General features: G+C 70.1%; 17 protein-coding genes and 1 riboswitch. Of the genes, 5 read left to right on the top strand and 12 right to left on the bottom strand.

What is annotated here, in order from left to right; all coding sequences use genetic code 11:
* Positions 1-18: 18 nt before the first annotated feature.
* Both GGR71_RS04175 and GGR71_RS04170 read right to left on the bottom strand, forming a co-directional pair.
* Positions 19-678 (bottom strand): protein-L-isoaspartate O-methyltransferase family protein, encoded by a 660-nt coding sequence (locus GGR71_RS04175; RefSeq protein WP_160945352.1) that lies wholly within the window; start codon positions 676-678, stop codon positions 19-21.
* A gap of 134 nt (positions 679-812) precedes the next feature.
* Positions 813-1475 (bottom strand): TetR/AcrR family transcriptional regulator, encoded by a 663-nt coding sequence (locus GGR71_RS04170; protein ID WP_184451636.1) that lies wholly within the window; start codon positions 1473-1475, stop codon positions 813-815.
* A gap of 232 nt (positions 1476-1707) precedes the next feature.
* Here GGR71_RS04170 and GGR71_RS04165 point away from each other — a divergent pair, with 232 nt between their 5' ends.
* Complete coding sequence (locus GGR71_RS04165) at positions 1708-4716, top strand: ligand-binding sensor domain-containing diguanylate cyclase (RefSeq protein WP_160962091.1); 3009 nt, start codon at positions 1708-1710, stop codon at positions 4714-4716.
* Between the two features lie 448 nt (positions 4717-5164).
* Here GGR71_RS04165 and leuB read toward each other — a convergent pair whose 3' ends face one another.
* From leuB to ilvC, 9 genes are all read right to left on the bottom strand, one after another.
* Positions 5165-6226 (bottom strand): 3-isopropylmalate dehydrogenase, encoded by a 1062-nt coding sequence (leuB, locus tag GGR71_RS04160; RefSeq protein ID WP_160962093.1) that lies wholly within the window; start codon positions 6224-6226, stop codon positions 5165-5167.
* On the bottom strand, positions 6216-6794 hold the full coding sequence (gene leuD, locus GGR71_RS04155) for a 3-isopropylmalate dehydratase small subunit (RefSeq protein ID WP_160962095.1): 579 nt from the start codon (positions 6792-6794) through the stop codon (positions 6216-6218). The genes leuB and leuD overlap by 11 nt, the downstream gene beginning before the upstream one ends.
* Positions 6794-6976 (bottom strand): hypothetical protein, encoded by a 183-nt coding sequence (locus tag GGR71_RS04150; RefSeq protein WP_160962097.1) that lies wholly within the window; start codon positions 6974-6976, stop codon positions 6794-6796. The genes leuD and GGR71_RS04150 overlap by 1 nt, the downstream gene beginning before the upstream one ends.
* Positions 6976-8391, bottom strand: a complete 1416-nt coding sequence (gene leuC / locus GGR71_RS04145; protein WP_160962099.1) for a 3-isopropylmalate dehydratase large subunit — start codon at positions 8389-8391, stop codon at positions 6976-6978. The genes GGR71_RS04150 and leuC overlap by 1 nt, the downstream gene beginning before the upstream one ends.
* An 84-nt stretch (positions 8392-8475) precedes the next feature.
* Positions 8476-10035 (bottom strand): 2-isopropylmalate synthase, encoded by a 1560-nt coding sequence (locus GGR71_RS04140; RefSeq protein WP_160962101.1) that lies wholly within the window; start codon positions 10033-10035, stop codon positions 8476-8478.
* Positions 10032-11132 carry a threonine dehydratase gene (locus GGR71_RS04135; RefSeq protein WP_160962103.1) on the bottom strand — a complete coding sequence of 367 codons (1101 nt, stop codon included), beginning with the start codon at positions 11130-11132 and terminating at the stop codon, positions 10032-10034. Before GGR71_RS04135 ends, GGR71_RS04140 begins: the two co-directional genes overlap by 4 nt.
* 177 nt (positions 11133-11309) lie before the next feature.
* Complete coding sequence (locus tag GGR71_RS04130; protein WP_017910519.1) at positions 11310-11558, bottom strand: ACT domain-containing protein; 249 nt, start codon at positions 11556-11558, stop codon at positions 11310-11312.
* Positions 11542-13263 (bottom strand): acetolactate synthase 2 catalytic subunit, encoded by a 1722-nt coding sequence (gene ilvG, locus GGR71_RS04125; RefSeq protein WP_160962105.1) that lies wholly within the window; start codon positions 13261-13263, stop codon positions 11542-11544. Before ilvG ends, GGR71_RS04130 begins: the two co-directional genes overlap by 17 nt.
* Before the next feature lie 43 nt (positions 13264-13306).
* Positions 13307-14314 (bottom strand): ketol-acid reductoisomerase, encoded by a 1008-nt coding sequence (gene ilvC, locus GGR71_RS04120; RefSeq protein ID WP_048491801.1) that lies wholly within the window; start codon positions 14312-14314, stop codon positions 13307-13309.
* Between the two features lie 491 nt (positions 14315-14805).
* Between ilvC and ggt the strand changes: the two genes are divergently transcribed.
* Complete coding sequence (gene ggt / locus GGR71_RS04115; RefSeq protein ID WP_160962107.1) at positions 14806-16527, top strand: gamma-glutamyltransferase; 1722 nt, start codon at positions 14806-14808, stop codon at positions 16525-16527.
* Between the two features lie 63 nt (positions 16528-16590).
* Here ggt and GGR71_RS04110 read toward each other — a convergent pair whose 3' ends face one another.
* The gene (locus tag GGR71_RS04110; protein ID WP_160962109.1) at positions 16591-18168 is read right to left on the bottom strand and encodes a BCCT family transporter; all 1578 of its coding nucleotides are present in this window, start codon (positions 18166-18168) and stop codon (positions 16591-16593) included.
* A 340-nt stretch (positions 18169-18508) separates the two neighbouring features.
* Here GGR71_RS04110 and GGR71_RS04105 point away from each other — a divergent pair, with 340 nt between their 5' ends.
* From GGR71_RS04105 to GGR71_RS04095, 3 genes are all read left to right on the top strand, one after another.
* Complete coding sequence (locus tag GGR71_RS04105; protein WP_160962111.1) at positions 18509-20365, top strand: methyl-accepting chemotaxis protein; 1857 nt, start codon at positions 18509-18511, stop codon at positions 20363-20365.
* Between the two features lie 213 nt (positions 20366-20578).
* Positions 20579-20679: riboswitch (TPP riboswitch) on the top strand.
* Between the two features lie 111 nt (positions 20680-20790).
* Positions 20791-22668: a phosphomethylpyrimidine synthase ThiC gene (gene thiC, locus GGR71_RS04100; protein WP_160962113.1), complete on the top strand. Its 1878-nt coding sequence runs from the start codon at positions 20791-20793 to the stop codon at positions 22666-22668.
* Between the two features lie 188 nt (positions 22669-22856).
* On the top strand, positions 22857-23522 hold the full coding sequence (locus GGR71_RS04095) for a two pore domain potassium channel family protein (RefSeq protein WP_160962115.1): 666 nt from the start codon (positions 22857-22859) through the stop codon (positions 23520-23522).
* The last annotated feature ends 94 nt before the right edge of the window (positions 23523-23616 follow it).

Genomic DNA, 23616 nt, shown 5'->3' with positions numbered 1-23616 from the left:
TGCGGCTTCCTTGATGGATCAGAATGTGAACTGGGGGACTGGCGCTGCGCCTCGCAGGTAGTACGCCAGGTCGGTTTCGAACAGCGATTCCGTGCGCGGCGCGCCGGCTTCGGCATGCACCAGCACCGCTTCCATGACCGGCGCGCGGCCGCGGATCGCGAACAGGCGCCCGCCCGGGCGCAGCCAGGCCAGGAACTGCGCCGGGATCTCGGTGACCGCGGCGGTGACGCAGACCACGTCGAAGCGGCGCTCGCTGTTCCAGGCGAAGGCGTCGGCGGTCTCGATGCGGACATTGCTGCCCAGGCCGGCGGCGTCCAGGTTGGCGCGCGCGGCGGCGGCCAGGGCCGGCTCGATCTCCAGGCTGACCACTTCGCGGCCGAGTTCGCCCAGGCAGGCGCTGACGAAGCCGCTGCCGGTGCCGATCTCCAGCACGTCCTCGCCCGGCTGCAGGTCCAGGGCCTGCAGCATGCGGCCTTCGATGACCGGCTTCATCATGTACTGGCCGTGGCCCAGCGGAATCTCCAGGTCGGCGTAGGCCACGGCGCGGTGCGCCGGCGGCACGAAGGTCTCGCGCGGCAGCCGCGACAGCACGTCGAGCACGCGCAGGTCCAGCACGTCCCAGGGACGGACCTGCTGTTCCACCATCTTTTCGCGGGCTTGGGAGTAGTCGATCGTCATTTCGGGCATCCAACGCGGAGGGCCGGGCATTTTAGCCGGCACGGAGGCCGGGCGTATGCCGCAGCATCGCCGCCGGACGGCCCGGCGCGCAGTGCCGGAAGTCATCGGCAGGCACGGACGGCTCCGCGGCCGGGCTAGCGCGCCGCATAGGCACGCAGGAAGAAGTCGATGCTGGCCTCGACATGGGCGCGGATCCGCTCCTGGCCGGCGTCGCGGCACAGGCCGCACATCATCAGCGAGTACAGCTCGCCCTTGACCAGGCAGAAGAACTGCGAGGCGGCCAGGTTCAGGTCGGCGATGTCCAGTTCGCCGGCGGCGACGTGCGCCTGCAGCAGCGTCGCCAGGTCCTGCTGGGTGCGCTTGGGACCGGCGTTCCAGAACATCTCGCGAACGTGGTCGTCGCCGGTGCCGGGGGTCAGCATCATGCGGTGGGTGGCCATCGCCGCCTCGCTGCTGATCATGGCGAAGAAGGCCAGGCCGATCTCCACCAGTTGCGTGCGCAGCGGCCCCTTCAGCGCGTGTCCGAACAGGTCGTCGGGCAGCAGCGCCTGGCATTGCGCGCGCACCGCCTCGGCGAACAGGGTCTCCTTGTCACCGTAGTGGCTGTAGACGGTGAGCTTGGAGACGCCGGCGCGGGCGGCGATGCCGTCCATGCTGACCCCGCCGAAGCCCAGTTCGGTGAACATCTCTCGCGCCGCCTCCAGGATCGCGGCGCGTTTGCCCATGTCCTTGGGGCGACCGGGCCCGGCAGGACGCGAGGAGGATTTGGCGGAGGCGGCGGGCGATTTGCTGACCATGGGTGGCAATACTAGACCAGTCGGTTCGATATTTATACTAGACCCGTTGGTTCATTATTGTGACGCTGCGTTTGGCGGGTATGGCGGGGCTGGGGGATGCATGCGTCGGCCATCTCCGTCGCGTCCCCGGCGTCAGGAAGTCCCTGACATCGGCGGCGAACAGGCGGTGATAGATTAGCCATCTGGCCCACAGGGGGTGCCGCGCGCCGTTGCCGGTGTGATTCGGGAAGGGATGGAACAAGGGGATCGGCGTCACGAGAATCGCGACGGCGCGTATGCGCTGTGTCGCCGCGTGGGTGTGATGCTGTGCCTGGTCTTGGCGCTGTGTTGCGCCAGTGTCGCCGCGCGCGCTGCCGAACCGCCCGCGCCGCTGACCGAGCGCGCCGTGCTCGACCGTCCGGTGATCGCGCGCTGGACCATGGAAGAGGGGCTGCCGCACAACCTCGTGCACGCGCTGGCACAGGACCGCGACGGCATGATCTGGGTCGGCACCTGGGAAGGTGTGGCGCGCTTCGACGGCCGCGGTTTCACCGTTTTCGATCGCCAGAACACCCCCGGCATGGAATTGTCGGGGGTGTTCGCGCTGCTCGCCGAAGCCGATGGCGGCATGCTGGTCGGCACCGCCTACGACGGCGTGTTCCGCTATGCCGCCGGGCGCTGGGAGCATCTGGGCGATGCGCGTGCGCGGCGGCTGCGGGTCACTGCGATGCTGCGCGATGCCGATGGCGGGCTGTGGGTCGGCAGCGAGGACGGCCTGTTCCGGATCGAGGCCGACGGCCGCCTGGTCGATGCCGGCGCCGCCGCGGGATTGGGCAGGACCCGCATCGCCGCGCTGCTGCGCTACCGCGATGCGGTGCTGGTGGGCACCCCGCAGGGACTGTTCCGGCTGACCGCGCACGCCACGCGCGCGCAGCGTTGGGGCATGGCGGCGATGCGCACGGCGTCGATCCGGCGGCTGACCCCCGACCGCCACGGCGGCCTGCTGGTGGCCAGCGACGAGGGCGTGTTCTGGCTCGGTGCCGACGGTGGCCTGCAATGGCTGCGGCGCGGCCAGCGCGTCGATGCCGCGCTGCAGGACCAGGACGGGCAGCTGTGGATGAGCCTGTCCAGCGGCCAATTGCTGCGGCGCGCTTCCAACGGTGCCAGCGAGGAAATGCTGTCGATCTCCGGCGTGGTCAGCCCGGCGTTGATCGAGGACCACGAGGGCCTGGTGTGGGCCGGCAGTACCGACGGCCTGTTCCGCGTCGCCAAGGGCGACGCCGGTGGCCTGACCCGCCAGGACGGCCTCGGCAGCGACTACGTGCGGGTGGTCCAGCAGAACGCCGATGGCACGATCTGGATCGGCCATGCCGCCGGCCTGGACCGCTGGCAGGGCGGCCGCATCCGCGCGGTGCGGCTGAGCGAGCGCCCGGGCCGCGATCCGTCGGTGCTGGCGCTGGCCGCCGCCCGCGACGGTGGCATGTGGGTGGGCACCTACGATCAGGGCGTGCTGCTGCTGTCGGCCGATGGCACGATCCGGCAACGCCTGGGCGTGGCCGCGGGCGTGCCGCGAACCATGGTGCGCGCGCTGCTGGCCGACGCCGATGGCGGCCTGTGGATCGGCGGCAACGAGGGCCTGCTGTATCGCAAGGGCGATCGCACGCATGCCTACGGCACCGCCGACGGCCTGCCCGGGCGGCAGGTGCAGGCGCTGTACCGCGACCGCGCCGGGGTGCTGTGGATCGGCACCAACCAGGGCATCGCCACGCTCGCTGCCGACGGCGCGCTGCAGGCGCGGCCGAGCGGGCATGGTTTTCCGGCGCAGAACGCGTTCGACTTCCTCGAAGATGCCGACGGCACCCTGTGGGTCGCCAGCGACCGCGGCCTGCTGCGGTGGCGCGGCGGGCAGTGGCGCATCTACGACCACCGCGTCGGCCTGCCGCGCGACAAGCTGTTCCGGCTGCTCGACGACGGCAACGGCAACCTCTGGGCGAACAGCAATCGCGGCGTGCTGCGCATCGCGCGTGCGCGCTTGGCGGAACTGGATGCCGGCCAGCGCAGCACGCTGGCGGTGGACGTGGTCGACCGCAGCGACGGCATGCCCGGCGGTCAGGGCAACGGCAGCAGCGCACCGGCCGGCTGGCGCAGCCGCGACGGCACGCTGCTGATCCCGACCTCGGCCGGGCTGGCGCTGATCGATCCGGCGCTGCCGAGCCGGCGCAACGTGCGTGCGCCGCCGCTGGTGATCTCGCATGTGCAGGTGGATGGCGTGGCGCAGCCGCTGCGTGGCGACTACCGCCTGCACGGTGGTGTCGCCCGGCTCGCGATCGGTTATGCCGGCTTGAGTTTCCGCTCGCCGGACAAGGTGCGCTACCGCTACCGCCTGCAGGGGTTCGATCGGCAGTGGGTCGACGCCGGCAGCAGCGAAGAAGCGGTCTACACCAACCTGCCCTCCGGTCGCTATCGCCTGGACGTGCAGGCGATGACCAGCCCGCTGGACTGGTCGCGCAGCGAGCGCATCGGCAGCGCCTCGCTGCGCCTGCAACTGGTGCCGCCGTTCTGGGAGCGTTGGCCGTTCGTGGTGCTGGCGGCGCTGTGCGTGACCGGCCTGCTGCTGTGGTGGTACCGCGGCCGCAGCCAGCGCTACCGGCGTCGCCAGCGCCGCCTCAACACCATCATCGCCGAGCGCACCCACGAACTGAAGGCGAAGAACCTGGCGTTGAAGCTGGCCAACCTCGAACGCGAGGACCTGGTGCGCAAGCTCGCCTACCAGGCCGGGCACGATGCGCTGACCGGCCTGCCCAACCGACGCACCGGCGATCCCTACCTCAACGCGGCGCTGGAGCGGGCGTTGAACACACGCACGCCGTTGTGCGTGGCGCTGCTGGACATCGACCACTTCAAGAAGATCAACGACGCCTACGGCCACGAGATCGGCGACGAGGTGCTGCGCCGGGTCGGCGAGGCGCTGCGCGCCAGCCTCGGCGAACAGGCCTTCGCCGCGCGCCATGGCGGCGAGGAATTCCTGCTGGTGCTGCCGGGCCTGGACCAGGAGCCGGCACGCGCGCGCCTGGACGCGCTGCGCGTGCACCTGTCCGATCTGGTGCTGTACGACGACGACGGCCGCGCGGTGCGTTTCACCGCCAGCATCGGCTTCGCCTGCCTGTCGCCGACCCAGCGCACGCGTCGCGACCTGCTGGTGCAGGCCGACAAGCGTCTGTACCAGGCCAAGCGCGAAGGCCGCGATCGGGTGATGGGCTAGCGCGTGTCATCCATTCCCGAGCATGCGGCGTTGCGGGATATGCCCTGATGCCGCGCTCACCTGGGACTATGGCGTCTGGCCGTGGGTGGCGAGGTCGCACGCGTCTTCGTGTTCGCGATCTACCGGTGTGGAGCGGCGGATTTCGCAACGGGAACAAGAGCCGCGACAAAGCACCGGGCGATGCATGCAACCGGGGCACCGCTGCTGCCCTTGTGAGAAGGGGCTTCAGCCCCGACGCCTCACCGCTTCAAGCGTCGGGGCTGAAGCCCCTCTCACAGCAAGGCAAAACTGCCGCGAACTTGCAACATCCTGAGTTCCGCCAATCAATACCGCGTGATCCCAGCACCGTACAGCCAGCGCTGTGCGCATGCGCCGAGTCGGGGTTCTCCTGCAACGCAACAACGCGCGCCGCCTGGCTGCGGCGAACGCGCGTTTTCGGTGGGTGCCCTTACGCCTGCAGCCGCTCCAGCACTGCCTGCGTGGCGGCCTCGGTGGAAATGCCCTGGCCGGGCGCGGCGAGATCGGCGGTGAACGCCTGGGCGTCGAGCGCGGCATTCACGGCCTGCTCGATCGCCGCCGCTTCGGCTTCCAGGCCCAGCGAGTGGCGCAGCAGCAGCGCCGCGCTGAGGATGGTCGCGTAGGGATTGGCGATGCCCTTGCCGGCAATGTCCGGCGCCGAGCCGTGGATCGGCTCGTACAGGCCGATGCGGCCTTCGCCCAGCGAGGCCGACGGCAGCAGCCCGAGCGAGCCGGCCAGCATCGAGGCTTCGTCGGTGAGGATGTCGCCGAACATGTTCTCGGTGACGATCACGTCGTACTCGCGCGGCTTGGCCAGCAGGTGCATGGCCATCGAATCGACCAGTTGGTGTTCCAGGCGCACGTCCGGGAACTCTTCGCGGCCGATCCGCGCGGCGACGTCGCGCCACAGTCGCGAGGTTTCCAGCACGTTGGCCTTGTCCACCGAGACGACGTGGTTGCGGCGCTGCTGCGCAAGCCGGAATGCGCTGCGCAGCACTCGCTCGATCTCCGCGACGGTGTAGCGGCACAGGTCGCTGGCGTCGCTGGCGCTGCGGGTCTTGTCGCCGAAGTAGATGCCGCCGGTCAGTTCGCGCACCACCACGATGTCCACGCCCTGCAGCAGGTGCGGCTTGATCGGCGAGGCGTCCAGTGCCGCCGGATGCGGCTTGACCGGGCGCAGGTTGGCGAACAGGCCCAGGCCGCGGCGGATCGCCAGCAGGCCCTGCTCGGGGCGCACCTTGGCGTTGGGATCGGACCACTTCGGCCCGCCCACCGCGCCCAGCAGCACCGCGTCGGCGCCCTGGCAGGCGGTCAGCGTGGCCGCCGGCAGCGGCTCGCCGTGGCGGTCGATGGCGATGCCGCCGATGTCGTGTTCGTGGAACTGGACGTCGTGGCCGTGGCGCGCGGCCACGGCGCGCAGCACCGCGACCGCGGCGGCGGCGACTTCCGGACCGATGCCGTCGCCGGGCAGGACGACGATGTCAGCGTGCATGGGTGGCCTCGTAGCGTTCGATGTCGGGTTGGCGCAGCAGCAGGTAGCCCATCTCGTCCACGCCCTCGAGCAGGCAGGTCTGCGAGAACGCATCGAGCGGGAAGGCGTAGACGCGGCCGTCGGGCGTGCGCAGCTCGCGCGCGGCTACGTCCACGGTCAATTCGTCGTCCGGACGCTGCATCAGCGCCTGCACGTCGTCCTCGGCCAGCACGATCGGCAGCAGGCCGTTCTTGAGGCTGTTGTTGCGGAAGATGTCGGCGATCTCGCTGCTGACGATGGCGCGCAGGCCCAGGTCGGTCAGCGCCCATGGCGCATGCTCGCGCGAGGAGCCGCAGCCGAAGTTGCGCCCGGCCAGCAGGATCTGGCGGCCGGCGTTGTGGGCCTGGTTGAAGGCGAACTCCGGGTTCGGCGTGCCGTCGGCCTGCCAGCGCCAGTCGTTGAAGGCGTGGCGGCCGAGGCCGGCGCGCTCGGTGGTGGACAGGAACCGCGCCGGAATGATCTGGTCGGTGTCGATGTTGGTCTGGCGCAGCACCACGCTGCGCGAGGTGAGGGTGGCGAAGCCGGCCATCACGGGGTCTCCTGGGAAGCGACGGAGTCGGGGGCGGGCGCCGCGGCGTCGGCCGCTGGCGACGGCAGCGCCGCGGGCGGCACGTGCGGCGGCAGCAGCGGCTGGTGGCGGTGCGCGAACGCGCGGGTGGTGGTGGCGACGAAGGTCAGCGTGGCCGCGAATGCGGCGATGTGCGGCGCCATCACGCGACCTCCGCGAACAGCGCGCGCGGATCGCTGACCTGGCCGTTCACCGCGGCCCAGGCCGCGGTCAGCGGCGAAGCCAGCAGGGTGCGCGAGCCCGGGCCCTGGCGGCCCTCGAAGTTGCGGTTGCTGGTGCTCACCGCCAGTTGCCCCGGCGCGACCAGGTCGCCGTTCATGGCGATGCACATCGAGCAGCCGGACTCGCGCCACTCCGCACCGGCCGCGCGCACCACCTCGTGGATGCCCTCGGCCTCGGCCTGGCGCTTGACGATCTCCGAGCCCGGCACCACCAGCATGCGCACGTGCGGCGCCACCTTGCGCCCGCGCAGCACCTGCGCCACGTCGCGCATGTCGCTGAGGCGGCCGTTGGTGCAGGACCCGACGAACACCACGTCCACCGGCGTGCCGATCAGCGCATGCCCGGCTTCCAGGTGCATGTAGTTCAAACCCTTCTGCGCCGCCGGATCCTGCGCGGCCGGGATCGGCAGGTCCACCGCGATCGCGGTACCGGGGTGGGTGCCCCAGGTCAGGGTCGGGCGGATGTCGCGCGCGTCGATGCGCACCTCGGCGTCGAAGCGCGCGCCGGGATCGCTACGCAGCTGCGACCAGCGCTGCACGGCGGCGTCGAAGTCGGCGCCCTTGGGGCCGCGCGGGGTCTTGGCGACCCAGTCGAAGGTGACCTGGTCCGGCGCGACCATGCCGGCGCGCGCGCCGGCCTCGATCGACATGTTGCACAGGGTCATGCGCTGCTCCATGTCCATCGCTTCGATGGTGGAGCCGCGGTACTCCAGCACGTGGCCGGTACCGCCGTTGACCCCGATCACGCCGATGATGTGCAGGATCACGTCCTTGGCACCGACGCCCGGCGCCAGCGGCCCGTCGACGCTGATCGCCATGGTCCTGGCCTTGCGCTGCAGCAGGCACTGGGTGGCCAGCACGTGACCGACCTCGCTGGTGCCGATGCCGAACGCCAGCGCGCCGAACGCGCCATGCGTGGAGGTGTGGCTGTCGCCGCAGACGATGGTCATGCCGGGCTGGGTGAAGCCCTGTTCCGGCGCGATCACGTGGACGATGCCGCGGTTGTCCGAGCCCATGTCGAACAGTTCGATGCCGTAGTCGGCGCAGTTGCGCGCGAGCATGTCCACCTGTGCCTCGGAGGCCGGGGTGTAGTACGGCAGCTTGCCGTCGGCGCCGCGCGGCAGGGTCGGCGTGGAGTGGTCCATCGTCGCCTTGGTGCGGTCGGGCCGGCGCGGCGCCAGGCCGCGCGTCTTGAGTTCGGTGAACGCCTGCGGCGAGGTCACTTCGTGGATCAGGTGCAGGTCGATGTACAGCACCGCCGGGGCGGCGGCGCTTTCGGGGACGACGACGTGCGCGTCCCACAGCTTGTCGTACAGGGTGCGGGGAGTGGCGGACATTGCGGAACTACCTGGCAGGAAAGCTGGGCGGGGAAGGGGAGCGAGGGCGAGCGTGCACGACGACGATGACCGCGTTGTGGCCGCTCAGGCCAGCGCGTCGGCGGTGCCGGCCGGCGCGCCCTGGCGCTGGCGCAGCACGCGGTTGGCTACGTCCAGCCAGGCCAGCGCGCTGGCCTCGATGATGTCGCGGCTGGTGCCGGTGCCGTCGTATTCGATGTCGCCGTGCCGCACGCTGAGGTTGGCCTCGCCGCGCGCGTCGGCGCCGATGCCGACGCTGTGCACCTGGTAGCTGTCCAGCACCAGCTGCACGCCGGTGGCGGCCGACAGTGCGGCGAACAGCGCGTCGACCGGGCCGTCGCCCTCGGCGCGTTCGCTGACCCGCTGGCCGTCCGGATCGGACAGCTCGACCTGCGCGCTGGCGCGCTGGCCGCGGTCGCTGACGGTCATCGACGACAACCGGTAGCCCTGGCTCTCCGGCGCGTCCTGCATCATCGCCTGCAGGTCGGTGTCGTTGACCACGCGCTGCTGCTCGCACAGGGCCTTGAACGCGTCGAAGGCGATGTTCAGTTCGGCTTCGTCCAGCACGTAGCCCAGCGCGCGCAGGCGCTGCTCGACCGCGGCGCGGCCGCTGTGGCGGCCCAGCACCATCTGCGAGGACTCCCAGCCCACGTCTTCCGGGCGCATGATCTCGTAGGTGCCGCGGTGGCGCAGCATGCCGTGCTGGTGGATGCCCGACTCGTGGGCGAAGGCGTTGCCGCCGACGATCGCCTTGTTGCGCTGCACCGGCATGCCGACCAGTCGCTGCAGCAATTGCGAGGTGGCGACGATGCGCGGGGTGTGGATCGCGGTGTCCAGTTCGTAGAACGCGTTGCGTACCTTCAGCGCCATCGCGATCTCTTCCAGCGCGCAGTTGCCGGCACGCTCGCCGATGCCGTTGATGGTGCATTCCACCTGCCGCGCGCCGCCTTCCACCGCGGCCAGCGAGTTGGCCACGGCCAGGCCCAGGTCGTTGTGGCAGTGCGCGCTGAACACCACCCGGTCGGCACCTGGGACGCTGGCGATGATCCGCGCGAACATGCCGCGGATCTCTTCCGGGGTGGTGAAGCCGACCGTGTCGGGCAGGTTGATGGTGGTGGCGCCGGCGGCGATCGCCACGCTGGCGACCTCGGCCAGGAAATCCTCCTCGGTGCGGGTTGCGTCCTCGGCCGAGAACTCCACGTCGTCCACGTACTGGCGCGCCAGCGACACGTGCTTGCGCACCGACTCCAGCACCTGCTCGCGGCTCATCCGCAGCTTGTGCTCGCGGTGCAGCGGGCTGGTCGACAGGAACACGTGCAGGCGCGGATTGGCCGCCGCTTCCAGCGCCCGTGCCGAGGTTTCGATGTCGGCGGCCAGGCAGCGCGACAGCACCGCCAGGGTCGGCGTGCGCAGTTCGCGGCCGATCAGCGCCATCGCTTCGCGGTCGGACTGCGAGCTGGCCGGGAAGCCGGTCTCGATGATGTCCACGCCGAGTTCGGCCAGGGCGCGCGCCATCACCAGCTTCTGCGGCGGGGTCATGCTGCAGCCGGGGGATTGCTCGCCGTCGCGCAGGGTGGTGTCGAAAATGCGGATGCGGGGGGTCTGGGAAGAAACGGAAGTGTTCACCAGATGGGTTCCTCTACGGCGGCGGTGGCTTGCGGATGGGGATGCGTGGGCGAGGTGGTGCGGGCGGGAGCGGGTGGGGCGGGACGTTGGCTGCGAAGTCGCTCGGCGCTGCGGCGGCGCGGCTTGCGCGGCGGGCGCGGGCGCACCTCCGACAGCAGCGTCGCCAGCACGCCGGCGTCGATGTTGCCGCCGGATACCACCGCGCACTTGCGCTTGCCGGCGACGCGGCGCCCGGCCGCCAGGGCCAGCGCGCCGGCGCCCTCGGCGATGACGTGCTCTTCCAGCGCCAGGCGGACCAGCGTTTCGCGCAGTTCCGCCTCGCGCACGATCACCACGTCGTCGAGCAGGCTGGCGCACAGCCGGCGGGTGATGAACCCGGGGATTTTAACCTTGACGCCGTCGGCCAGGGTGGGCACCGGATCCACGGCGCGGACGTCGCCGCGGATCGCCCGCGCCATCGAATCCACGCCTTCGACCTGGGCGCCGACCACGCGCACGCCCTGCGAGCGCAGCGCCAGCGCCACGCCGGAGGCCAGGCCGCCGCCGCCGATCGGCACGATCACCACGTCCGGGGCGTGCGCGGCCAGCTCGATGCCGACGGTGCCCTGGCCGGCGATCACGTCCGGATCGTCGAAGGCGGACAGGAAGCGGTAGCCGTTCTGCTCGGCCAGGTCGCGGGCGAAGGCGAACGCCTCGTCGTAGCTGTTGCCGTGCTGGCGCACGGTGGCGCCCCAGTGGGCGACGCCGGCGATCTTGGTCTGCGGTGCGCCGTGCGGCATCACCGTGATGGCTTGCACACCCAGACGGTGCGCGGCCCAGGCCACGCCCTGCGCGTGGTTGCCGGCGGAGGCGCAGATCACCGCGCGCTCGTCGCCGCGTTCCAGCCCGGCCAGCAGCGCGTTGAGCGCGCCGCGGACCTTGTAGGAGCCGGTGCGCTGCAGGTTTTCCAGCTTCAGCCAGACGCCGAAGCGCTCGGCGTAATGCACCGGCGTCGGCGGCAGGTAGCGGCGCAGCCGCGCCTGCGCGGCCAGCACGTCGGCCACGCTGACGGCGACGTGGCCTACATCTGGCTCCTGCGGGGCGGGGATGTTAGACATGCGGTCGGGACCCGGGGCCCGGGACCCGGGTCCCGGGAAAAGCGGGTTCCCGGAGAAGAGACCTCCATGGAAGAAGACACCTCCGTGCAGCCCTCGCTTTCGCACGCCTCGCGCTGCGCCTGACGCCCGCGGCGACCGCCACGGATCCCGGGTCCCGGGTCCCGGGTCCCGACCGCCTCATACCACCCCATCCAGCGCGGTCACGCGCACCGATTCGCAGTCGTAGACCTTCTCCATCTGCAGGCGCAGGGTCTCGCCGGGGCGGTTGCCGTCCACCACCAGTTGCAGGTGCCAGCGGCCGGCGTCCTCGGCCACCGGTGCGCCGCTGATCGAGATCGGCGCGAAGCCGCGGCGTTCGGCCATGCCGATCGCGCGCAGCAGGGCGCCGTCGATCGGTTTCAGCACCAGGTCAAGCTGGTAACGCATGTGTCGTCTCCTGGCGCTGGGCAGCGGGATTGCTTTCCAGCATGGTGCTGTTGGCGGTGTTCGGCGGCACCAGCGGCCACACGTTGGCGCGTGCGTCGATGGCCACGTGCAGCAGTGCCGGACCCGGCTGCGCCAGCAGTTCGGCCAGTGCGTCCTCGACCTGGCCGCGCGCGGTGATGCGCTTGGCCGGGATGCCGAACACCTGCGCCAGCGCGGCGAAATCCGGATTGTCGGACAGGTCGATCTCGCTGTAGCGCTCGGCGAAGAACAGTTCCTGCCACTGCCGCACCATGCCCAGCGAACTGTTGTCCAGCAGCACGATCTTCACCGGCAGCTTGCAGCGGGCGATGGTGACCAGCTCCTGCACGTTCATCATGAAGCTGCCGTCGCCGCTGACCAGCACCACGGTGCGGTCCGGGCAGGCGAACTGCGCGCCCATCGCCGCCGGCAGGCCGAAGCCCATGGTGCCCAGCGCGCCGCTGGTCAGGTGGTTGCGCGGGTGGTTGAAGCGGCAGTGCTGGGCGACCCACATCTGGTGCTGGCCGACGTCGCAGGCGATCACGGTGTCGGCCGGGGCCAGTTCGCTCAGCCGCTTCAGCAGGCCGGGCGCGTAGATGTCCTGCCCGGGCGCGTCGTAGCGCGCGCCGAACTTCTCGCGATGGCCGACGCAGCGCGTGTGCCAGGCTTCGCAGGTGCTGGTGGCTGCGGCCAGCGCGCGCAGCGATTGCGCCACGTCGCCGGGCACGGCGATGTCGGCCTGGCGCAGCTTGGAGATCTCGCAGGCGTCGGCGTCCAGGTGGATGACCCGCGCGAACGGCGCGAACTCGGCGAGCTTGCCGGTGGCGCGGTCGTCGAAGCGGGCGCCGACCACGATCAGCAGGTCCGACTCCTGCACCGCCATGTTGGCGGCGCGGGTGCCGTGCATGCCGAGCATGCCCAGGTAATGCGGGTGCGCATGCGGCAATGCGCCCAGGCCGCGCAAGGTCAGCACGGTGGGGATGCGGGTGGCGTCGACGAACGCGCGGAACGCCTCCACCGCATCACCCAGGGCGATGCCGCCGCCACCGTAGATCACCGGCTTCTCGGCGCCGGCGATCGCCGCCAGCGCCTCGGCCAGCACCGCGTCCTGTGGCGCCGGCGGGGTCGGCACCGCCGCCGGCACGTGCGCCGGCAGATGCGTGGCATCGGCCAGTTGCACATCCTTGGGCAGGTCGATCAGCACCGGTCCCGGACGGCCTTCTCGGGCAATGCGGAACGCGTCGCGCAGCACCTGCGGCAGGTCGTCCACGTGCCGCACCAGGAAGCTGTGCTTGACGATCGGCAGGGTCAGCCCGAACACGTCCAGCTCCTGGAACGCGTCGGTGCCCAGCAGCGGCGTGGCGACCTGTCCGGTCAGGCAGATCATCGGCACCGAGTCGAGCATCGCATCGGCGATGCCGGTGACCAGGTTGGAGGCGCCCGGGCCGGACGTGGCGACGCACACGCCGACCCGTCCGCTGGCGCGGGCGTAGCCGTTGGCGGCCAGCGCCGCGCCCTGCTCGTGGCGGACCAGGATGTGCTTGAGCTGGCTGTCTACCAGCGCGTCGTAGAACGGCATGATGGTGCCGCCCGGATAGCCGAACAGCGTGTCCACGCCTTCGGCTTCCAGGGCCTGCGTCAGCCAGCGCGCGCCGTTGCGGGGCGTGCCGTGAGCGGAGGAGTTCATACGGTGGCGACCTTTCGGTGGAAGCGGGTGGGGGAGCCGCGGGTTACGCGGCCTTGGTGCCGCCGGCGGCCGGCGCGGCAGCGGCGTCGCCGTTGAGCCACACCATCTTGGCGCGCAGCTGCTTGCCGACCGTTTCGATGGGGTGGTCCAGGTCGGCCTGCTTGAACTTCTTGTAGTTCGGCAGGCCGGCGTCGTATTCGGCCACCCAGTTCTTGGTGAAGGTGCCGTTCTGGATGTCGGTCAGCACGTCGCGCATGCGCTCCTTGGTCGCCGCGTCGATCACCCGCGGGCCGCTGACGTAGTCGCCGTACTGCGCGGTCTCGGAGACGAACTCGAGCATGCGGGTGATGCCGCCTTCGTAGAACAGGTCGACGATCAGCTTCAGTTCGTGCAGCACTTCGTAGTAGGCGATTTCCGGCTGGTAACCGGCTTCCACCAGCACTTCGAAGCCGGCCTGCACCAGCGACGAGGCGCCGCCGCACAGCACCGCCTGCTCGCCGAACAGGTCAGTCTCGGTCTCTTCCTTGAAGGTGGTCTTGATCAGGTTGGCGCGCGCACCGCCCAGGCCGGCGGCGTACTCCAGCGCGAACTGCTCGGCCTTGCCGCTCTTGTCCTGGTACACCGCCCAGATGCACGGCACGCCGCGGCCGATCTCGTACTCGCGGCGCACCAGCGCGCCCGGGCCCTTCGGCGCGACCAGCACCACGTCCAGGTCCTCACGCGGCTTGATCATGTCGAAGTGCACGTTCAGGCCGTGCGCGAACAGCAGGCACGCGCCCTGCTTCATGTTCGGCGCCAGCACCTCTTCGTACAGCTTCTTCTGCACCATGTCCGGGGTCAGCACCGCGACCAGGTCGGCGTCCTTGACCGCCTCGGCGGGGCTCTTCACCACGAAGCCGTCGGCCTGCGCCTTGGCTTCGGTCGGGCCGCCGGCACGCAGGCCGATGGTGACGTCGAAGCCGGACTCGCGCAGGTTCAGCGCGTGCGCGCGGCCCTGGCTGCCGTAACCGACGATGGCGATCTTGGTGGTGGGCTGGGCGGAACTGGTCATGGGGCGGATGTCCTTGAACGGTGTTGGAGTGGAGGGGGTTCTTGCATTTGCGGTCACTGAAACGAAAAACCCCGCGCCGTTGCCGGTGCGGGGTCTGATCGAATCCTGGCTGCTTGTCGCTTACACGCCGGTTCGTCCCGCACTTGTGGGCGAGGTAATAAGCACGAGTACGAGGAGCGACGCGGCAGCGTCCGCGCGCAAGGCGGCGGGCTGGTGGGTCGACTTCGGGCGGGTGTGGCGCTGCAACATGCAGCGAGATAACCATGGGCTTTGCGCGACTGTCAACTGTGTTGCGGGCCTGCGTGGGCGAATGTGCCGAAAGCCGCGCCAGCGCTGCATGGTTACGCATGAAACGGAGGTGGCGCAGGCGGCGAATAGCGCCAATTGCGCGGAAATCCTGCGGTTGTCGATGACGCGATGTGCCCGCGTGCGCGGCGGCGCCGGCCGCACTCGGGTACGGTGGGCATCCCCTGTTTTCCGGAGAGTCGCGCATGTCCGTTTCGCTTCCTTCCCTGGCGCGCCTGGCGCTCGCGCTGGCGCTGGCGACCTCGCTGCCGGCGCAGGCCGCCGACCGCATCACCGGCCAGCCGTTCGCGACCCGCTCGGAAGTGATCGCCCCGCACGCCATGGCCGCCACCTCGCAGCCGCTGGCCACGCAGATTGCGCTGGAGACGATGCGCGACGGCGGCTCGGCGGTGGATGCGGCGATCGCCGCCAACGCCGCGCTGGGGCTGATGGAGCCGACCGGCAACGGCGTCGGCGGCGACCTGTTCGCCATCGTCTGGGACCCGAAGACGCAGAAGCTGTACGGCTACAACGGCTCCGGCCGCTCGCCGAAGGCGCTGACCCTGGCCGAATTCCAGCGCCGCGGGCTGAAGGAGATCCCGGCCACCGGCCCGCTGCCGGTCTCGGTGCCGGGTGCGGTGGATGGCTGGTTCGCGCTGCATGAACGCTTCGGCCGCCGCAGCATGGCGCAGAACCTGGCGCCGGCGATCCGCTACGCCCGCGACGGCCATCCGGTGGCCGAGACCATCGCCTACTACTGGGATCGCTCGGTGCCGCGGCTGTCGCAGTACCCCGGCTTCAAGGAGCAGTTCACCATTGACGGCCACGCCCCGCGCAAGGGCGAGCTGTGGAAGAACCCGAACCTGGCCAACACCCTGCAGCAGATCGCCGACGGCGGCCGCGACGCGTTCTACAAGGGGCCGATCGCGCGCACCATCGATGCTTACTTCAAGGCCAATGGCGGCTTCCTGCGCTACGAGGACCTGGCCAGCCACCACGGCGAATGGGTCGAGCTGGTCTCCACCAACTACCGCGGCTACGACGTGTGGGAACTGCCGCCCAACAGCCAGGGCATCGCCGCGCTGCAGATGCTCAACATCCTGGAAGGCTACGATTTCTCCAGGATCCCGTTCGGCTCGGCCGAGCACGTGCACCTGTTCACCGAGGCCAAGAAGCTGGCGTTCGCCGACCGCGCGCGGTTCTACGCCGACCCGGCGTTCCAGCCGGCGCCGCTGGCACGGCTGATCTCCAAGGACTACGCCGCACAGCGGCGCGCGCTGATCTCGATGGACCGCGCGCTCAAGGAAGTGCAGCCGGGCACGCCGAAGCAACTGGAAGAGGGCGACACCATCTACCTGACCGTCGCCGATGCCGACGGCATGATGGTGTCGCTGATCCAGTCCAACTACCGCGGCATGGGCAGCGGCATGGCGCCGCCGGGGCTGGGCTTCATCCTGCAGGACCGCGGCGAGATGTTCGTGCTGCAGAAGAACCATCCCAACGGCTACGCGCCGGGCAAGCGCCCGTTCCAGACCATCATCCCCGCGTTCGTCACCAGGGACGGCAAGCCGTGGCTGAGCTTCGGGGTGATGGGCGGGGCGATGCAGCCGCAGGGCCATGTGCAGATCCTGATGAACCTGATCGACTTCCACATGAACCTGCAGGAGGCCGGCGACGCGCCGCGCATCCAGCACGACGGCTCCACCGAGCCGACCGGGCAGGCCACGGCGATGCGCGACGGCGGCGAATTGAACCTGGAAACCGGTTTTGCCTACGACACGATCCGCGAACTGATGCGCAAGGGCCATCGGGTGATCTTCGCCGACGGTCCCTACGGCGGCTACCAGGCGATCGCGCGCGACCCGGACAGCGGCGTGTACTACGGCGCCTCGGAAAGCCGCAAGGACGGGCAGGCCGCCGGTTACTGAGTCCGGCCGGCGCGCCGGCGCAGGCGGCCCAATGCCGCGGCCGGCTGCGAGCGGCGCCTGCGATCAGCGCGGCTCCTGCGCGCTTGCCGCCTCATCGCCGGTGGCGTCGCGCGCGGCCTGCTCGCGCGCGATCCAGGCCTCGACCATGTGCCGGGCGCGTTGCGCCTGGCGGCGTTGGCGGTTGGACTCGGCATCGAGCACGCGGTACAGCGACACGATCACCAGCACCATCAGCAGCGCGAACGGCAGCGCGGCGATGGTGATCATGCCCTGCAGCGCATCCAGGCCGCCGGCCAGCAACAGCACCGCGGCGATCAGCGCCACCGCCACGCCCCACACCAGCTTGCGTGACAGCGGCGGGTCGCCGGCCTCGTCGGTGGACATGCTGGCCAGCACCAGCACTGCCGAGTCGGCGGAGCTGACGAAGAAGATCATCAGCAGCAACAGTGCCGCGCTCGACAGCAGCAGCGACCCCGGCAGACTGTCGAACAGCGTGAACAGTACCGTCTCGTAGCCGTTGCGCAGCGCCTGCAGCATGTCGACGTGACCGAACAACTGCGACCACAGCGCGGTGCCGCCGAACACCGAGAACCACAGGAAGCCCAGCAGGGTCGGCGCCAATACCACGCCGACGACGAATTCGCGCACGCTGCGGCCGCGCGAGACGCGGGCGATGAACGCGCCGACGAACGGCGCCCAGGCGATCCACCACGCCCAGTAGAAGATGGTCCAGTCCGCCACCCAGCGGCTGCCGGAGAACGGCGACATGCGCAGGCTCATCGTCACCAGCTGGTTGAGGTAGGCGCCCAGCGTGGTGGTGAAGGTGTCAAAGATGAAGCCGGTAGGGCCGAGCACCAGCACCGCGGCCAGCAGCAGCGCCGCCAGCACCAGGTTGACGTTGGACAGCCACTTGATGCCGCGCTCCACGCCGCTGCTGGTCGAGGCCATGTACAGCACGAAGGCCACCGCGATCACCGCCATCTGCACCGGGAGGCCGGCGTGCATGCCGAACACGCGTTGCAGGCCGGCGGCGATCTGGATGGTGCCGAAGCCCAGCGTGGTCGCCACGCCGACCGCCGTGGCGACCACGGCAGCGATGTTCACGCTCTGCCCGATCCAGCCACGGTGGTGGCGGCCGATGACCGGCTGCAGCATGTCGCTGACCAGGCCACGGCCGTTGCGGTTGTACTGGAACCAGGCCATCGCCAGGCCGATCAGCCCGTAGATCGCCCAGGGATGCAGGCCCCAGTGGAAGAAGGCATAGCGCATCGACGCGCGCGCCGCCTCCATGCTCTGCGGCGCCAGGCCCTCTGGCGGCTCGAGGAAATGCGAGATCGGTTCGGCCGCGCCCCAGAACACCAGGCCGATGCCCATGCCCGCGGCGAACAGCATCGACAGCCAGCTGCCGCGCGAGAAGTCCGGTTCGGCGTCTTCGCCGCCGATGCGCAGGTTGCCGAAGCGGCCGAACGCCAGGTACATCAGGAAACTCAAGGTCAGGAACACGATCAACAGGTACATCCAGCCGGCGCCGCGCACGACCTCCACCAGCGCCGCCTGCACCACCGTGTTGAATGGCCTTGGCGCGATGCCGGCGATCAGGACCAGCAGGGCCACCAGGGCGATGGAAATGCGGAACACCATGTGGAGCGTCTCCGGTCGTGGAACGGGTAGCGCGCGCTGGCAGTCGCGCAGGCGGGCAGGGAGGTCGGTGCCGACGCCGAAGCGTTTGCTGTGGACTGTCGCGGCCGACCGCAGTGCCGGCGCGCCGCCGGTTCGCGCCACGCCTGGCGTTCGGCACCCGATCGCGCGTCGGGCTGGGGCTTGCGTGATCGGATCCTCGCGAAGATGGCGTCATGGCGGCGTCGTGGTCGTGTCTGCCGGGCACGCCGCGGCGCATGATGGTGATTCCGATTGCGGCGGCCGTGACGGCGAGCGCAAGGCGGGAGCCGATACCATGGGCGCAGCACCGAGGGAGACGACGATGGCCTTGTTCTCACGCAGTCCGGACGCCGATGCCGTGCCCGCCGCCGGCTTGCCGGATGCCCCGATCGCCCTGTTGCGGCTGGAACCGGACGGCCGCGTCAGTGCCGCCAACCGCGCCGCCGTGGACCTGCTGGGGGTGACGCCGCAGGCGCTGCTCGGCGCCGCCAGCGAGGCAGTCTGGGGTCTGCCGCTGACCGCCCTGGTCGGCGCCGAAGGCAGCTGGCTGGCGCCGGGTGCCGACCCCACACGCCGCGTGCGCTACCAGCGCGACCGCGATCGCGGCGGCCAGGGCTGGCTGCTGTCGCTGCCGCATCCGGAAACCGCCGCGCTGCTGCGCGATGTCGCCCTACTCAGTGCCGGCCAGGCGCAGGGCGCCATCAGTCCGGCGCTGCAGGCACTGGCGCAACGGATCCAGGACGGCACGGCGGCGCAGGCGCTGCTGGAGCGGGTCGGCGAGCGGCTGACCGGCTGCGATCTGGACCTGGGGCTGCAGACGCCGCTGTCGGCGCAGGAGACCGAGGCGATGCCGGGGCGGCGCCTGTCCGCCGGATTCGGCAACCTGGCCGAGGCGATCCGCCAGGCGGTGGCGCTGTCGCTGCAGATCGCCGCCGACGTGCCGCACGTGGTGGCCGAGAACGACGAACTGGCACGGCAGTCGCAGACCCAGCTGGATGCGCTGCAGACGGTGCTCGCCACCACCCGGCAGTTGCTGCAGGGCCTGCACGAGATGGACCGCGACCTGCGCGCGGTGATCGCGGTGGCGGCCAGTGCCGACGCCAGCGCCCGCGAAGGCGTGGAGGCGGCGCGCACCCTGGGTCAGGCGATGCAGGAGGTGGCGCGACGCTCGGCGCGCGCCAACCAGGTCATCGAGGTGATCGATGCGGTCGCGTTCCAGACCAATATCCTTTCGATCAACGCCAGTATCGAAGCGGTGCACGCCGGCCCCGCCGGACGCGGCTTCGCGGTGGTCGCCACCGAGATCCGACAACTGGCCGAACGCGCCGCCACCGCGGCGCGCGACGTGCGCGGCATCATCGGCGAGACCGGTACCGCGCTGCAGGAGAGCGCGGCCTCCGCCCAGCGCACCGAACAGGTATTGGGCGGCATCGGCGAACTGCTCGGCCGCGCCAGCGCGGCGATGGACGCGGTGGCCGGCCGCATCGCCACCCAGAGCGCGGAGATCGGTGGCATCGATCGTGCGGTCGAGCACGTGGTCGGACTCAGTCGCAGCAACCTGGAGCACGCCGCGAGCGTGGTACAGCGCAGCGCCGACCTGGCGGCTGGTAGCGACACCCTGCACGACTGCGTGAACCTGTTCCGCTTGCCCGCCGATCCGATGCACCAGCCGCGGCATGCGCGGGTACGCGATCTGGCCCAGGCTGCCGCCACCAGCATCGGCCTGGCGTTCGAGGCAGCGCTGGCGCGTGGGCGCATCGCCGAGGATGCGCTGTTCGCCACCGAGTACGTCCCGATCCCGGGCATCGACCCGCCCAAGTACCGTACCGCCTTCGATGCGCTGTGCGACGAACTGTTGCCGCCGCTGCAGGAGCCGCTGCTGGCCGCGCATCCTTGGATCGTGTTCGCGATCTGCGCGAACGTCGATGGCTACGTGCCGACCCACAACCTGCGCTTCAGCCAGCCGCTCAGTGGCGACCGTGCGCGCGATCTGGTCGGCAACCGCACCAAGCGCATCTTCAGCGACCGGGTCGGCCGCAACGTTGGCCGCCACACCGAACCGTACCTGCTGCAGGTGTACCGGCGCGATACCGGGCAGATCCTGTTCGACCTGTCGGTGCCGGTGCAGGTGCGCGGGCGCCACTGGGGCGGCTTGCGCGTGGCCTACGTGCTCGAGTGAGCGAGCCTGGCGCGCGGGCAAAAAAATGCCGCCGGCAGGGCCGACGGCGTTGAGAGAGAGCCTTGATTCTTGTGCGTTCAGGCTAGGCCGGCCACGTGGCCGCGGTTTGTCGCCGGCGGCGCGGCGTGTGGCGGTGCTGACACATCCGCATGGTGGCTGTGCCGGCGTTCAGCCGCGTCGGTTGGCGGCCAGTGGCGGAAACGGGTCTAATAGCCGCAGAAGCGGGGGTACCGTCGGCGCAGGCCGCGGTTGAGACAGTCCCTTCGAACCTGATCCGGTTGATACCGGCGTAGGGAAGCTTCGCAAGTCCGCGGCGGGCGCGTGTGCGTCCGTGGCGGGCCCGCGCCGCCGCTTCGTCCGAGATGCGAGTCCGCTCGCACCCGTCCCGCGTCCCCCGCGGGTCACTTGAACCAGGACGAACGCCGATGAACGCCGTACCCAATCCGCTGCAGCAGCAGACCGATACCTTGTCCGCGGCGGTGACCCGCCCGATCCCCGGCTCGCGCAAGATCTTCGTGCCGGGCTCCCGCGCCGACCTGCAGGTGCCGATGCGCGAGATCGCGCTGACCCGCACGCCCACCGTGTTCGGCGGCGAGGCGAACGCCCCCATCACCGTCTACGACACGTCCGGGCCGTACACCGACCCGCAGGCGCGGATCGATCTCGGCGCCGGCCTGGCGCCGCTACGCGCCGCCTGGATCGCCGAGCGCGGCGACAGCGTGACGCTGGCTGGGCTCAGTTCGCAGTTCGGCCGCGCGCGCGAGGACGATGCGCGCCTGCAGGCGGTGCGCTTCCCGGCACGGCGCCTGCCGCGGCGCGCCCGCGATGGCGCCAACGTCACCCAGATGCACTACGCACGGCGCGGCATCGTCACACCCGAGATGGAGTTCGTGGCGATCCGCGAGAACCAGCGCCTGCATGAACTGCACGATGCGCAACTGCGCACGCAGCATCCCGGCGAGGCGTTCGGCGCCGCGATCCCGCAGCAGATCACGCCCGAGTTCGTGCGCGCCGAGATCGCCCGTGGCCGCGCGATCCTACCGTGCAACATCAACCATCCGGAAAGCGAGCCGATGATCATCGGCCGCAACTTCCTGACCAAGATCAACGCCAACATCGGCAACAGTGCGGTCAGTTCCGGCATCGCCGAGGAAGTGGAGAAGCTGGTGTGGGCGATCCGCTGGGGCGGGGACACGGTGATGGACCTGTCCACCGGCAAGCACATCCACGAGACCCGCGAATGGATCGTGCGCAACTCGCCGGTGCCGATCGGCACCGTGCCGATCTACCAGGCGCTGGAAAAAGTGGATGGCCGAGCCGAGGAACTGACCTGGGAGATCTTCCGCGACACCCTGATCGAGCAGGCCGAACAGGGCGTGGACTACTTCACCATCCACGCCGGGGTGCTGCTGCGCTACGTGCCGCTGACCGCCAAGCGCGTCACCGGCATCGTCTCGCGCGGCGGCTCGATCCTGGCCAAGTGGTGCCTGGCGCATCATCGCGAGAACTTCCTCTACACCCACTTCGAAGAGATCTGCGAGATCATGAAGGCCTACGATGTGGCCTTCTCGCTGGGCGACGGCCTGCGCCCGGGCTGCATCGCCGACGCCAACGACGCCGCCCAGTTCGGCGAACTGGAGACGCTGGGCGAGTTGACCAGGATCGCCTGGAATCACGACGTGCAGACCATGATCGAAGGCCCCGGCCACGTGCCGATGCAACTGATCAAGGAGAACATGGACAAGCAACTGCGGGAGTGCGGCGAGGCGCCGTTCTACACGCTGGGGCCGCTGACCACCGACATCGCCCCGGGCTACGACCACATCACCTCGGCGATCGGCGCGGCGATGATCGGCTGGTTCGGCACCGCGATGCTGTGCTACGTCACGCCGAAGGAGCATCTGGGCCTGCCCAACCGCGCCGATGTGCGCGACGGCATCATGGCCTACAAGATCGCCGCGCATGCCGCAGACTTGGCCAAGGGCCACCCCGGCGCACAGGTGCGCGACAACGCCTTGTCCAAGGCGCGCTTCGAGTTTCGCTGGGACGACCAGTTCCATCTCGGCCTGGATCCGGAGAAGGCGCGCGAGTTCCACGACGAGACCCTGCCCAAGGATGCGCACAAGCTGGCGCACTTCTGTTCCATGTGCGGACCGCATTTCTGTTCGATGAAGATCACCCAGGACGTGCGCGACTACGCGGCCGAGCACGGGGTCGATGCGGAAGCGGCGCTGCAGGCCGGCATGGCGGAGAAGTCGGCGCAGTTCCTGGCAGCCGGCGCGCAGGTGTATCGCCCCGAGTGAGTGGACGCTGGACGGCGCCGCAGGGCGGCCACCGCCGCTGCGAAGTGGAAGTCGCCGCGCGCCTGGGGATGCCGCACCTGTCGCACACGCACACGCACGACAGGTGCGGCTTGCGTCCGACGTCATCACGACGGAGGCAAGCCGCACTCGCGTCTATGATGCGCGCTGGTCGCCACAGGGAATGTCTCATGCTGCGCTATGCGTTCGCGCTGCGTCGCCATCCGTCCGCGCTGTTGCTCGCTGTGCAACTGCTGGGCGTGCTGCTGTATCCATGGATGGAGGACACCGCCGCCGGTCGCGCGCTGTTCGGTGCATTCGGCATCGTGGTGCTGGCGCTGGCGCTTTGGGTGGTCAATCGCGGACCCGCGGCGCTGTGGATCGCCTGTTGCCTGGCATTGCCGTCGGTGGCGTTGTCGATCGCCGCGGCCCTGCTCGGCAATCCGGCGATGACCGCCTGGGCGCAGCTATTGGAAAGCCTGTTGTACTTCTATACCGCCGGCAGCCTGATCGCCTACATGCTGCAGGACCACGTGGTCACCCGCGACGAACTCTATGCCGCCGGCGCCACCTTCACGCTGCTGGCGTGGGCCTTTGCGTTCGTCTTCGCGGCGTGCCAGCAATGGTTGCCGGGCAGCTTCACTGCGGCGCTGGATGCGGCCTCGCCGCGGACCTGGATGGAATTGCTGTATCTGAGCTTCAGCGTGCTCTCGGGCGTGGGCTTGAGCGACGTGGTGCCGGTGCAGCCGTTCGCGCGGGCGCTGGTGATGATCGAACAGTTCGCCGGCGTGATGTATATCGCGCTGGTGGTCTCGCGCCTGATTGGATTGAGCGTCACACGAAATATGCAGCGCTGAACGGGATGTAAAAAAAGCGCGCCAGAAGGCGCGCAGTCATGGAGCGATTATGTGAATTTCGTCGGCGGAGAGAGAGCCTGAATGCGTCGTCGCG

It is taken from the genome of Xanthomonas sp. F1 (assembly GCF_014199855.1).
The sequence above is the reverse complement of the archived record's forward strand: the minus strand, read 5'-3'. Positions and strand labels throughout refer to the sequence as shown.